The organism is Micromonospora sp. 050-3 (assembly GCF_046549335.1).
In the GTDB taxonomy this organism is placed as follows: Bacteria; Actinomycetota; Actinomycetes; order Mycobacteriales; family Micromonosporaceae; genus Micromonospora; species Micromonospora trifolii.
This window is the reverse complement of sequence record NZ_JAJPVX010000001.1, coordinates 1,648,981-1,661,146: the sequence shown is the minus strand read 5'-3', so window position 1 is coordinate 1,661,146 and position 12,166 is coordinate 1,648,981. Positions and strand designations below refer to the sequence as shown.

Below are 12,166 nucleotides of genomic sequence, written 5' to 3'. Positions count from 1 at the left end.
ATGTCGTCGTCACCTGCCACGTCTGCTCCGATCTCCGACAACTCGGGCGCAAGAATAACTCGGCGTCGCCAGCCTCGGCTCAGCTCCCGTCCGTCCGGGCACCTGCCCGCAGCGAGTCGATGGTGAGGTCGAGGACGGCTTCGAGGTGGTCGATCTTTCCGGTGGAGAGCAGCAGCAGCACCCCGCCCTGGATGCCGGCGAGCAGCGCCGCGGCGGCCCGGTCGGCGTCGAGGTCCGGGTCGATGTCGCCAGTCGACTGCATGTGCCGGATGCCCTCGGTGATCGCCTTCTGCCAGCGCCACATGAGCCCGGTCACGATTGCCTGCGCGGCGGGCGCCCGCCGGCCGGTCTGGCCGAGCAGACCGTTGAGGGGGCACTTCACCCCCTGCGCGAGGTATCGCTCGATCAGACGGTCGCGCCACGCGAACCAGGCCGGCCAGGACGTCAGGTTGCTGAGCATCGGCTCCTGGTCGATGAGCACCTGGTCCGCCTCGTGCTGGGCCACCGCGAGCAGCAAACCCTCCTTCCCGTCCGGGAAGTAATGGAAGAGTTGGCCCTTGCTGGTGCCAGTGTGGGCCATCACATCCTCGAGGCGTACCTCGTCGACGCCGCGCTCGCGGATCTCGGCGGCGGCGCCGGCGACGATCCGCGCCCGGGTCGCCTCGCCCTTGCGGGTCAACGCCCGTGTCATGCGTCCTCCTGGTCTGGACCTGGGGGTCCAACAGTACCTCGGTTTTTGGACTTGCAGGTCCATTTTTGTCGAGCCAAGGTCGGGAACGCACGGTCCGCAGCGGGCCGACACCACGATCGGGAGGGCACCACGATGAACCACTACTACCTGCTCGGGCGGTCCGGTCTGCGGGTGAGCCGGCTGGCGCTGGGAACGATGAACTTCGGTGTCGACGGGTTCCACGCCGCGTACGGCAAGACCGAGGAGGAGGCCGAGCCGATCTTCCGGCAGTACCTGGAGGCAGGCGGGAACTTCATCGACACGGCGGACTTCTACACCGCCGGCGAGAGCGAGAAGATCCTCGGCCGTCTGATCGACCGGGCCGGCGTACGCGATCGGCTCGTGCTCACCAGCAAGTTCACCAACACCGTCGACCCGTCCGACCCGAACGCCAGCGGCAACGGTCGCAAGCACATCATGCGGGCCGTGGAGGCGTCGCTGCGCCGGCTCGGCACCGACTACATCGACCTGTACCTGCTGCACACCTGGGACCGGATCACCCCGCTCGAGGAGGTCGTGCACACCTTCGACGACCTGGTGCGCTCCGGCAAGATCCGGTACGCCGGTCTCTCCGACGTACCGGCCTGGTACGCGGCTCGGGCGCAGAGCTACGCCGAGGCGCACGGGCTGGCCCCGATGATCAACCTACAACTGCCGTACTCCCTGGTCAGCCGGGGCATCGAGGCGGAGTACGTGGCGATGGCCCAGACCATGGGCATGGGGCTCACCGCGTGGAGTCCGATCGCCAGCGGCCTGCTCAGCGGCAAGTACCGGCGCACCGGTAACGGCCTGAGCGGCTCCGGCCGGTTGACCAACCCGGACGCCGGAGGTCGCCAGGTCAGCCCCAGCGAGTGGAAGGTCATCGAGGCTCTGGAGGGTGTGGCCGCCGACCTGGACCGCAGCATGGCTCAGGTCGCGATCAACTGGGTCGCCACCCAGCCCGCCGTCGCCTCGGTGATCATCGGGGCGAGCAGCGCCGAACAGGTCGGCAGCAACTTCGAGGCGCTCGACTTCGAGATCCCGGCCGACGCCCGTCGCCGGCTCGACGAGGCCAGCGCGCCGGAACTCGGGGCGCCCTACGTGATGTTCACGCCGCAGTACCAGTCCTGGGTGGTGAGCCCCGGCCTCGGCATCGGCGACAAACCGGCCGGCTACGCCCCGCCGGTGTTCAACGCCGCCGCGCAGCCCAGCGAGTGAAGGAGCCTCAGATGACATCGAGCAACGACACCCTGGTTCGTGAGTTCGTCGAGGCGTTCAACACCAAGGACGCGGACCGCCTGGTGCCCTACCTGCACCCCGACGTCGTCTTTCACGCGTACGGCGACGATGAGGTACGCGGCCGGGACGCCGTCGTGCAGGTGTGGCGAGGCGTCTTCGGGACGTTCGCGGAGATCCAGTTCGCGACCGTGCACCAGGCGGTCGACGGCGACGTCGTAATCGCCGAGCAGGTCCACGGCCTCGGCCTGCCGGGCCGGCCGGTGGCGCCGGTCATGAACATGGCGATCTACGAGATCCGAGACGGCAAGATCGCCGCCTGGCGCGACTACACCAACCCGCAGTACGCCAGCAAGCTCGTCAGCGGCTGACTCGCCCACGTGCCCGTGGCTACGAACCCGCGGCCTGGGTCATGGCCACGGGCATTCCGCTTCATCGGCAGCAGTGCGGAGGAAGACATGTACGCCATTCGAATGCACGAGTACGGCGGACCCGAGGTGCTCCGGTACGAGCAGGCCCCCATGCCCCTCCCCGGTTCCGGCGAGGTCCTGATCAAGGTCGCCGGCACGTCGTTCAACCCGGCCGACGCCATCATCCGAGCCGGAGTCCTGCACCACTCCCATCCCGTCCGGATGCCGCACATCCTCGGCACCGACGTCGCTGGCACGATCGTCGAACTCGGTCCGGACGTCGCCGGTCACGCGATCGGCGATCGGGTCATCGCGGCTCTGCCCCGGCCTGCGGACGGTGCCACCGGGGAGTTCACCCTCGCGCCGGCGGCGGCGGTGGTCCCCGCGCCCACGAGCATCCCGCTCGCCGACGCCGCTGCCCTGCCGATCGCCGGGCTCACCGCCTGGCAGGGCATCAACGATCACCTGCGAGTACGGCCCGGTCAACGCATCCTGGTCAACGGCGCGGGCGGTGGCGTGGGCCGGTTGGCCGTGCAATTCGCCAAGCTGGCCGGCGCCACCGTCGTCGCCGTAGCAGGCCCGGGCAGCATCACGGCAGCCCAATCGGCCGGCGCCGACCAGCTCCTGAACTACGCGGTCGACCGGCTGAGCGAGCCCGTCGACGCGGTGTTCAACACAGCGCCCATCGACGGCTCCGCCCTGAACCGTCTTGTCGCCCTCGTCCAGCCGGGCGGCCGGCTGGTCTCCATCACGTCGTCGGCGTCAACGGACCGCCACCAGGCGGTACGCGCAATGGTCATGACCTTCCGCCGCGACACAGCTCAGCTCGACGAGATCGCTCGCCGGGTGGACGCCCATGGGATCTCAGCAGGCGTCACCGAGCGTCTCCCGATTACCGAGATCGTCGAGGTGCACCGCCGACACGCGGCCGGTCGACTGTCGGGCAAGGTGGTGCTCAGTCACTGAACGAGGGGGTCCCTTACCTGGGATCAGCGGTCGCGCAGGGCCGCCGTCAGCTCCCCGCGCGACCCGATGCCGAGCTTGGTGAACACCTTGCGCAGTTCCCCTTGACGGTACGAGGGCTGAGGAACAGCGCCACTCGCCGTACAACAGCCGTGCCCGGGCCAGTTGCAGACCGAGCTGGCCGCCCGTGAACCGCTCGACCGCCTCGCGGTACCGGTCCTCGGCTTTCCCCGACGTTCCCGTCAGGGCGTCGGCGAGGGCCTACCGGCCTGGCACGCGGCGCGGGCGCAGAGCTACGCCGAGGCGCACGGGCTGGCTCCGATGATCAAGGTGCAGCTGCCGTACTCCCTGGTCACGCGGGACATCGAGGCGGAGCACGTGACGATGGCCCAGGCCCTGGGCATGGGGCTCACCACGTGGAGCCCGATCGGCGGCGGTCTGCTCAGCGGCAAGTACCGGCGGACTGGCGAGAGCATGAGCGGGACCGGCCGGTTGACGAAACCGGACGCCGCGGGTCGAGAGATCAGCCCCGGCGACTGGCAGGTGATCGAGGCGCTGGAGAGCGTGGCCGCCGATCTCGGGCGCAGCATGGCGCAGGTGGCGATCAACTGGGTGGCCACCCAGCCCGCCGTCGGTTCGGTCGTCATCGGGGCGAGCAGCCCCGAACAGCTCGCCAGCAACTTCGGTGCACTCGACTTCGAGATCCCGGCCGACGCCCGCCGCCGGCTCGACGAGGCGAGCGCCCCGAAGTCCCCCTGCTCTACTCCATGTTCACCCCGCAGTACCCAGTCCTGGGTCGTGAGCCCCGGCCTCGGCATCGGCGACAAGCCGGCCGGCTACGCCCCTCCGGTTTTCAACGGCAAGTAGGACCTTTCGCCGGGCAAGATCGCGCTCGATCAGGGAAACAGTGGGGTCCGCGCAGGCACGCGGAGACCACTCCATCCAGGATCGAGCGCGATCTTGGCCGTGCGGGGCCTGGTCAGGCGAGGGATACGGCGATCAGGGCGACGGCGGAACCGCCGAAGACCACAGTGTTACGCAGGTAGGTCTGCGCGCGCACCCAGCCAGGGAAGGCTTTCTCGGCGGCCTGGAGGAACGGCGCGACCTGGACGCGGGCCAACTCCGAGTCGCCCTTGCGGCGGAAGGCGGCCTCCACCGACTGCACGGCGGTGAGGTTGCTGTAGACGATGACCGCGTTCATCAGCACGACAAACGAGGAGAAGATCCAGGTCAGCAGCTGGGCAGGGTGGGCTCCCGCGAGGTTGAGCGCTGCGACGGCGGTCATCACCACGGCGACCGCCACCGGGGCGGCGGTTTCGTGGCCGCTGGCATCGAACCGGAGCTTGTTCTCCGCGAGCACCTCCGGTCGAATGTTCTGGCGACGCAGCTCAGCCTCGGCGGCGGCCTTCGCGACCGGGCCGAAGCGGTGCCGAACCAGGGGGATGCTGACGAAGGCGGCGGCGACGAGCAGCTGCATGACGGCGGCGAGGGTGTTCATCGGACTCTCCTTCGTATTGCACTTAGTTCAAGTGCGGTCCTGGAGACGACTCTAAGCGAGCACTTGAACGTTGTGCAAGTGAGCTGTTGAACTTTGTGCAAGCAACTGCGTACCGTGAGGGCATGCCACGCGAGACCCTCAACCGAGACCAGATCGTCCGCACCGCCGTCGAACTCCTCGACGCCGAGGGCCTCGAAGGCCTGAACATGCGCGCCCTGGGCAAGCGCCTCGACTCAGCGGCCACGGCCGTGTACTGGCACGTCAAGAACAAGGACAACCTCGTCCTGCTCGCCACCGATCAGGTCTGGAGCGAGTTGTCACTGCCCGACCTGGACACTGTCGACTGGCGCACCGCGGCCACCGCCATGGCCACCGACCTGTACGGGATGTTCACCCGCCACCCCTGGCTGGTGCAGGCCTTCGCCGCCCACGTCCTCTACGGGGAGGGCAAGGCGCGGCACGACGACCGCAGCCTCGCCGTCTACGAGGCGGCCGGCTTCACCACCGCCCAGGCCGACCAGGCCGCCTCGGCCGTCTTCACCTACGTTCTCGGCAACGCGGCCGGCGCCGCAGCGACCGCATCACTCACCCGGAAACTCACCCGGGAGGACAACACCGCGGAGGAACATCTCCAGGACGCGATGACCAGGGCGCAGGAGATCGCCATGCGTCACCCGCGCCTGCGTGCCCGCCTGGAAACTCCGGCGGCGACCGACTACGCCGCCGGAGCGGACAACTCCTTCGAGTTCGGCCTCCACGCACTCCTTGACGGTCTGGAGCGGCAGATCGACGTCTAGGCCACAGGCCGAACCTCGATGCCGGAAAAGGATCCACGAACCCTCTTGCACACCGTTCAAGTCATGCCTTAGTGTCATCCCCAACATCAACTTGAACTAAGTTCAAATCACATTGGGGCGGGACATGTCGCAGGAGAAGCTGTCGGAGTTCGTCGAGCTGGCGGCCACCAGATTCGGCGTACCTGGCGTCGCGGTCGGCGTGTGGGCGAACGGCCAGGAAATGTACGCCTGCCACGGCGTGACGAGCGTCGAGAACCCACTGCCCGTCGACCGGGACACGCTGTTCGTGTTGGGTTCGGTCACCAAGTCCTTCACGGCGACCGCGCTGGTACGCCTGGTCGAACAGGGGCGGGTCGACCTGGACGCGCCAGTGCGCCGGTACGTCCCCGAGTTCCTGCTCCCGGACGAGCAAGCCGCGGCGGGGATCACCGTGTCGCAGCTGCTCAACCACACGGCGGGGCTGGATTGGAGAATGGACGTCGAGACCGGAGAGGGCGACGACGCCCTGGCCGCTTACGTGGCGAAGATGGCCGAGTCGGACCTGATCGCACCCCCGGGTACCCGAGCCTCCTACAGCCAGGTGGGATACAGCCTCACCGGGCGGATCATCGAAAAGGTCACGGGCCTCACCTACGAGCAGGCCATCGCTTCGCTCCTGTTCGAGCCGCTGAGGCTGTCACACAGCTCGTTCACGACCAACGAGGTCCTGACCCGGCGGTTCGCGGTGGGGCACAACCACGGCGAGGACGGAACCCTGTCCGTCGCACGACAGTGGAAGGACAGCCGCGCCAACAACCCCGGCGGCGGTGCCGCGTCCTCGGTGGCCGACCAGCTCCGGTGGGCCCGGTTTCACCTCGGTGACGGCCGCGCGCAGGACGGCACCCGGGTGCTTCCCACCGAGCTGCTGCGGCTGATGACGGAGCCGACGGTCGAACTGCGGGGCAGCACACTCGGCGACGCCCTCGGCATCTGCTGGTTCCTCCGCGACGTGGACGGCGTACGCACCGTCGGGCACGGCGGATCGGCCAACGGCCAGTTCGCCGAACTCCTCCTCGTCCCCGACCGTGACTTCGCCATCGTCACGCTCTCCAACGCGGGCCCGGACGGTGGCCTCGCCTTCAACCGGGCTGCCGTCCGGTGGGCGTTGGAGCACTACCTGGGCGTCGTCGACCGGGATCCCGAGCCGCTGCCCTTCGACGACACCCGGGCCAGGGATGTCGTCGGGAGCTACGAGAACGACCTGATGACGCTCACCATCGCAACGGACGGTGCCGCGCTGACGATCGAATGCGGGATCAAATCGGCGATCCGCGCGGCCACGGACGCGGAACTCCCCCCGGATCTTCCCCCGGCCGACCTCGGTCTCCTGCCGGGTGACGGTGGCGAATACATCGTCACCACCGGAGGCTTGAAGGGGCAACGCGGCTTCTTCACCCGCGACGAGAGCGGCGTGATCGTCGCGGTCGACCTCGCCGGCCGAATGTTCGCGCGTGTCCCGCGGTGACCGGTCCAAGATACTGGCCTAGCCCGGACGGTCAGGGCTGTGCCGATCGACCGATCGACGCCGCTTCCCCCTCGTAGAGCGCGACGTACCGCCGACGCCACTCGTCGCCGTCGGCGCCGAGGGCAGCGAGGTTGAGGGTGTTGTGTTCGATGCCCAAGGTCGCCGGCAGGGTGCACACCCGCAGCGGTACCGCGTTCGCGTCGGCGATCCGGCGCGGCACGTCGACCGCCGCCCTGAGGTCCACCACGCCGTCGATCGGGCTGATCGCGACCGCTGCGGTCCGCAGACCGGCCCGCCGGGGCGGATTCGGCAGGGTACGGGCGATCGTCAGGTACTGGGTGACGGCGGCGAGCGAGTATCCGCGCGACGTGACGCGGTCCCGCAGGACGCGACGCCCGTAGAGCACGATGAGCGGTTTCACCGCGTAGGCCGGTGCCTGTCGCGGATTCGGGCCGAAGAACGGCGACAGCAACAGCAGATGGCGTACGACGTTGCCCGGCACCTGGGCCAGCCAGGCGGCCAGCACGGCGCCCCCGGAGATCCCCACGACGCCGACCTCGTCTCCCAGAGCCGCCGCGACGGCCCATCCCTGCGCGGCGTACGCCGTCAACTCACCGGCCTCGACCCGGTGGTGGGCCCGCCGGTCGACGGTCCCATGCTGGGGAGCCCGGGGAACCCAGACGTTGTACCCACTGTCGAAGAACTCCTCGGCCAGCCCTTCGTACTGCTCGGGCGCGAGGGTGTACCCGTGCAACAGCAGCACGGCCCGGCCGGTACGGGAGCCATGGCTCAGCAGGCGGCTGTGCGACTCCGGTCGCACCTCCGGATCGGCCGCCTCGGCGGCGATGGTGGCCGCGGCGGCACGGGTGGCCGTGTCGAAGTCGAGCGGTCGGGCCGGCGCGACCCGTAGCCCACGGCGGCCCACCGGCCAGAGGTAGAGCCCGGCGACCGCCACCCCGACGAGCGCCAACCCGCCGACGAGAAGCGCGATGATCTCCGGCATGGTCCGATGCTGACAGGGGCCGCGCTCGGCGTCGGCTGAGGGGGTGCGCCCGGGTGACCGGGCGCACCCGGTCAGCTATTCCTGGCTGTTCGACGGGGCGAAGACGACCCGGGAGCGCAACTGCCGGAAGCCGGTCCGCTCCAGCTCCGCCAGCACCGCCACGCGGTGGGATTCCACATCGGCGATGACCTCGCGGGCACCGCCGGCGGTCAGCACCCGGACCGCCTCGGCCAGCAGCTCGGGCCGGGCCGCCTCGTCGAGGAGGCCGAGATAGGCGAGCAGGGGGTAGCAGGCGTCTCCGGCTGTGCCGACCAGCCCGACCGGATTGCCGGCCGCCAGGGCGATACGCCATTCCTCGGTGTTCTCGCCCAACCAGGCCAGTGGGTCGGTGGCGAGGTCGACGCCGCCGACCACCCGCGCGATCTCGACGCCGGTCAGCACGTCCGGCTCGGCGACCTGGGCGACCAGGGCCCTGACCTCCGCCACGTCGACGGGCGCGCGGAAGTCGTACTGCCCGGAGGACGCCGGCAGGGGGGTGCCCGCCCAGGAGCAGCGGAGCCGCTCCCCCCGCTCGACCAACCCGGCGAGCCGGGCGGCCTCCATGGGCGCCCGCACCACGGCCAGCACCTCGGGCCGACGCCGCCAGTGCGCCGGCAGCGCGGCGTAGTACAGACCGGGACCGCCCAGTGCCTCGTGGGCGGCGCGCAGCAGTTCGGCGCCCACCTCCGGCTCGGCGTCCAGATCGAACCGGTCCAACCACGGGGCACCGACGGCGCCCGGCGGAAGGAGCCAGGCGGCCCGGCCCACCAACCGGCCGGCGCGCAGCGCGACCCAGGTGTTCTCGGGTCGGTAGCCGCCGCCGGCGATCCCGTCGGCGTACGCGACCTGGCGCAGTTGGGGCAGCGGATCAGGCATGGAGTCGAACAGGTTTTCCTCGCCCGCGACGAGCGGACGGATGACCAGATGAGTCATGGGTTGGGTCCTCCGGGAAGCGCGCGCCCCGGATCAGATCCGCGCGGACGCCGGAGCGCGGAGGGGGCGCAGAACATCGGACATTGTTCTGACCTCCTTCCAGCTCGACGGCGTGCCCGACGACCATACGCGGACTGGTCGCCGGCCCGCAATGGATCGTCACAGCGTCGGGTTGGTCTGCGACCCACGCTTGTGGGCTCGCTGGTCGTACACGGTGATGCCGGCCAGGAGTACCGCCGCGACGGCCGCCACGGCGACCGGCGGGAGCAGCACCATCGCCGGGGCCGCCACGACCAGCGCCACCACGCCGAAATACAGCGCCCGGCACCGCGGCGCGGACCGGTCCTCCCGCTCCAGGCTGCTCCGCCCGATCAGGAACAGCACCGGGCCACCGAAGATGATGGCCACCAGAGCCCAGTCGATCGGCGGGTGCGGATCCTCTATGACCTGCCCGAAGCCGACGGCGGTGCAGATGATGCCACCGACGATCAGTAGCAGGCTGTAGCTCGCAAACCGCGACAGTCGGATCCCCTCCCCGCTCGGGGTCGAGGCGTGGCCGGACCTGACGTGGTAGAAGTAGATCCGCCAGAACGAGACGACCGCCACGAACGAGGCGACGAGGACGATGGTTCCCTCGGTCGAGAAGCCCGGGAAGCTGACCGCCGCCCCGGCTTCGAGCACCACCTCGGCGAGGGCGATCATGAAGAACTGGTTGTACCGCTCGGCGAGGTGCTCCTGCGAGACGGTGACCCCCAGGCTGGTGAGCTGCCACTTGCCCATGCGGGGCAGGGGGTAGGTGGTGGCGGCGCCGATCAGCTCGATGGCGAGAGCGAGGGTCCAGAAGACGCCCCGACCGAGACCACCACTGATGCCGCCACTGATCCAGAGCACGCTGGACGCCAGGTGCCAGGTCAGCACCCGGAGCGCGAACGCCTGACCCGCGTGACCCCGCAGGGCGAACGCCAGGAAGAGCGGTCGGCCCACCTGGATGACGACGTAGGTGCAGGCGAAGACGACGCCGCGTTGGCCGAAGGCCTGGGGCAGAGTTACCGCCAGTACCAGCGTGCCGAACATCGTCGCCAGCAGGACGGCCTGCAGATCGGGGCGCCGAGGGTCGTAGGTGCTCGCCAGCAGGGCGTTGAGCGACCAGATCATCCACATCGCCGTGAAGAACAGGACGGTCTGGCCGGCCTCGGACAGCAGCGTGTGCCGGACGATGGTCAGGTCGTCCGCGACCCGCCCGGCGAGGCGGGCCAGCGCGAAGACGTAGACGATGTCGAAGAGCAGTTCCAGGACGGTCGCCGAGCGGGGGCTCCTACTGTCCCCGAGCCCACGAAGGAACTCGGTGCGCGTCAGCACGGACGGCGAGACAGCTCAGCCGGCCAGGGCCGCCGGCACGGGTACACCGCTGTGGTGACCCTGTTCCGCTGCCATCGTCCCCGAGCCTCCCTCGCCGACCGGCCCCGCTTGATCCCTATCTGCGTATTTTATCCATCTTCATCGGGTCCCCGTCGCTGATGGCCGATACCGGGTCGGCGGTACGGCGGATCATCTGTGCCGTCACCCTGCGGTACGAGCCCGGGTCGACGGGGAACAGCCACTGCCGGGCCCGGGTCAGCGGGCCGACGTTGAGCCCCAACTCGTCGAGCACCTCGTCGACGTTGTGCATCGAGAACGGAATGATGTTCGTGCCGCGAGCGTGCCGTCCGTTGGTGCGCTTCGTCATCCAGAACAGCCGGGCGCGCACCTCGTCACGCATCCGGACCTCGGTCGGCAAGGTGATCCCACCCCGCAGGTACGCGGCCGTCCAGACCGCCGCCATCTCCGCGCTGAGCGGGCTGAAGAACGACGAGTTGTAGCCGGCGAACGTCAGCCGCGGCACGCCGATCGGCAGGATCTGCCGGTAGAGCATGAAGTTACCGGCGTCGTCCTGGAGCCGGGCGTGCAACGCGTCGTCGAAGAACGGCACGTGCTGGCGGAAGCCGGTGCCACAGATCACCAGGTCGGCGGGGAGCACCGTGCCGTCGGCCAGGCGGGCGGCGGGCCGGCCGCCGTCGACCAGCAACTCGGTGATCACCTGTTCCCGGTGCACGGCGATACGGCCGTCGGTGACCCGCTCGAAGAAGCCCTCGGTGGCGAGGCTGACCGTGCTGCGGGCGATGTCCTCGAAGCTGCCGTTGGGCACGAGACCCAACTCGCGTAGGTTGAACTGCCGGGTCGCGACCGAGCCGACACTGTCGACCATGCGCTGGCGCAGACCGTTCCCCGGGCCGTGCAGGAACCGCTCGAAGCCCTTCAGGTGCAGGTAGCGGAAGAGCGCCTCACCCATCCGGGTGAGCAGCAGGTACTTGTAGTTGAGCGCTCCACCGAGCTTGCGGGGCATCTTCCAGAGCAGCTCGCGCGCCACCACGTGGGTCTGGGCGGCGACCTCGCTCACCGGGACCGCCACGTCGCAGGACGACTTGCCGTACCCGACCACGAGGACGTTCTTACCTCGGGCCGCCTCGATGTCGTGGAACTCCCCCGTCGCCAGCACGCGCCCTCCGGCGGCGGCGTAGCTCGCGTGCCCGTCGAAGGACGGGACGAACGGGTCGGAGAAGATGCCGTTGGCGACGATCAGGTGGTCGTACCGTTCGACCGTCAGCGGGTCCTGGGCGCCCGCCGGCCGCGAGGTGACCAGCCACCCGGTCTCGTCGTTGACGAGCTCGGCGGATGCGACCTCCGTGGACAGGCGCAGCGCGCTGGCCAGCCCGAACTTCTCCACGTAGCTCTCCAGGTACCGCTGGACCTGCTCACCCGACGGCCACTGCGGGTAGTCCGCGGGCATCGGCAGGTCGGAGAGGTGGTAGGTGCCCTTGTCGTTCTGGGTGTGCAGGCCCGGGTATCGCCGGGTACGACTCCACACCCCACCGACGTCGGGCGCGCGCTCGAACACTGTGACGTCGAATCCGCTCTGCCGCAGCACCTTCGCTGCGCTCACACCGGCGAATCCGGCACCAACGACGGCAATCCTCATGATCTCCTCCGAAGGACGTGCGAACTGTGCCGGCGCTGACCGCCCGCGGTGCTCGCAC

At 69.5% G+C, this 12,166-nt stretch carries 12 protein-coding genes; 6 read left to right on the top strand and 6 right to left on the bottom strand.

Annotation, left to right across the window (positions count from 1 at the left end):
• Positions 1–79: 79 nt before the first annotated feature.
• On the bottom strand, positions 80–691 hold the full coding sequence (locus ACLJOK_RS07530; RefSeq protein ID WP_410817127.1) for a TetR/AcrR family transcriptional regulator: 612 nt from the start codon (positions 689–691) through the stop codon (positions 80–82).
• Positions 692–823: 132 nt separating this feature from the next.
• Between ACLJOK_RS07530 and ACLJOK_RS07525 the strand changes: the two genes are divergently transcribed.
• The 4 genes from ACLJOK_RS07525 (at position 824) to ACLJOK_RS07510 (ending at position 4,185) form a co-directional block, all read left to right on the top strand.
• A complete protein-coding gene (locus ACLJOK_RS07525; protein ID WP_410817125.1) occupies positions 824–1,927 on the top strand; it encodes an aldo/keto reductase in 1,104 nt (367 codons plus the stop codon).
• Positions 1,928–1,938: 11 nt separating this feature from the next.
• A complete protein-coding gene (locus ACLJOK_RS07520; RefSeq protein ID WP_410817124.1) occupies positions 1,939–2,316 on the top strand; it encodes a nuclear transport factor 2 family protein in 378 nt (125 codons plus the stop codon).
• 87 nt (positions 2,317–2,403) lie between these two features.
• On the top strand, positions 2,404–3,321 hold the full coding sequence (locus tag ACLJOK_RS07515; RefSeq protein WP_410817123.1) for an NADP-dependent oxidoreductase: 918 nt from the start codon (positions 2,404–2,406) through the stop codon (positions 3,319–3,321).
• A gap of 162 nt (positions 3,322–3,483) precedes the next feature.
• On the top strand, positions 3,484–4,185 hold the full coding sequence (locus ACLJOK_RS07510; RefSeq protein WP_410817122.1) for an aldo/keto reductase: 702 nt from the start codon (positions 3,484–3,486) through the stop codon (positions 4,183–4,185).
• 112 nt (positions 4,186–4,297) lie between these two features.
• Here the strand turns inward: ACLJOK_RS07510 and ACLJOK_RS07505 are convergent, their stop codons facing one another.
• Positions 4,298–4,816 (bottom strand): hypothetical protein, encoded by a 519-nt coding sequence (locus tag ACLJOK_RS07505; RefSeq protein ID WP_410817121.1) that lies wholly within the window; start codon positions 4,814–4,816, stop codon positions 4,298–4,300.
• Positions 4,817–4,938: 122 nt separating this feature from the next.
• Here ACLJOK_RS07505 and ACLJOK_RS07500 point away from each other — a divergent pair, with 122 nt between their 5' ends.
• Both ACLJOK_RS07500 and ACLJOK_RS07495 read left to right on the top strand, forming a co-directional pair.
• Positions 4,939–5,613 (top strand): TetR/AcrR family transcriptional regulator C-terminal domain-containing protein, encoded by a 675-nt coding sequence (locus ACLJOK_RS07500; protein ID WP_410817120.1) that lies wholly within the window; start codon positions 4,939–4,941, stop codon positions 5,611–5,613.
• 124 nt (positions 5,614–5,737) lie between these two features.
• Entirely contained in the window at positions 5,738–7,117 is a 1,380-nt protein-coding gene (locus tag ACLJOK_RS07495; RefSeq protein WP_410817118.1) for a serine hydrolase domain-containing protein, read from the top strand.
• Between the two features lie 31 nt (positions 7,118–7,148).
• On the opposite strand, the gene ACLJOK_RS07490 is transcribed toward ACLJOK_RS07495, so the two are convergent.
• The 4 genes from ACLJOK_RS07490 to ACLJOK_RS07475 all read right to left on the bottom strand — a co-directional run bounded on the left by ACLJOK_RS07490 (position 7,149) and on the right by ACLJOK_RS07475 (position 12,108).
• Positions 7,149–8,120 carry an alpha/beta fold hydrolase gene (locus tag ACLJOK_RS07490; protein WP_410817117.1) on the bottom strand — a complete coding sequence of 324 codons (972 nt, stop codon included), beginning with the start codon at positions 8,118–8,120 and terminating at the stop codon, positions 7,149–7,151.
• A 75-nt stretch (positions 8,121–8,195) separates the two neighbouring features.
• On the bottom strand, positions 8,196–9,092 hold the full coding sequence (locus ACLJOK_RS07485) for an acetyltransferase (RefSeq protein ID WP_410817116.1): 897 nt from the start codon (positions 9,090–9,092) through the stop codon (positions 8,196–8,198).
• A gap of 159 nt (positions 9,093–9,251) precedes the next feature.
• Entirely contained in the window at positions 9,252–10,451 is a 1,200-nt protein-coding gene (locus tag ACLJOK_RS07480) for a low temperature requirement protein A (protein WP_410817114.1), read from the bottom strand.
• Positions 10,452–10,566: 115 nt separating this feature from the next.
• Entirely contained in the window at positions 10,567–12,108 is a 1,542-nt protein-coding gene (locus ACLJOK_RS07475; protein ID WP_410817112.1) for a flavin-containing monooxygenase, read from the bottom strand.
• Positions 12,109–12,166 lie beyond the last annotated feature (58 nt).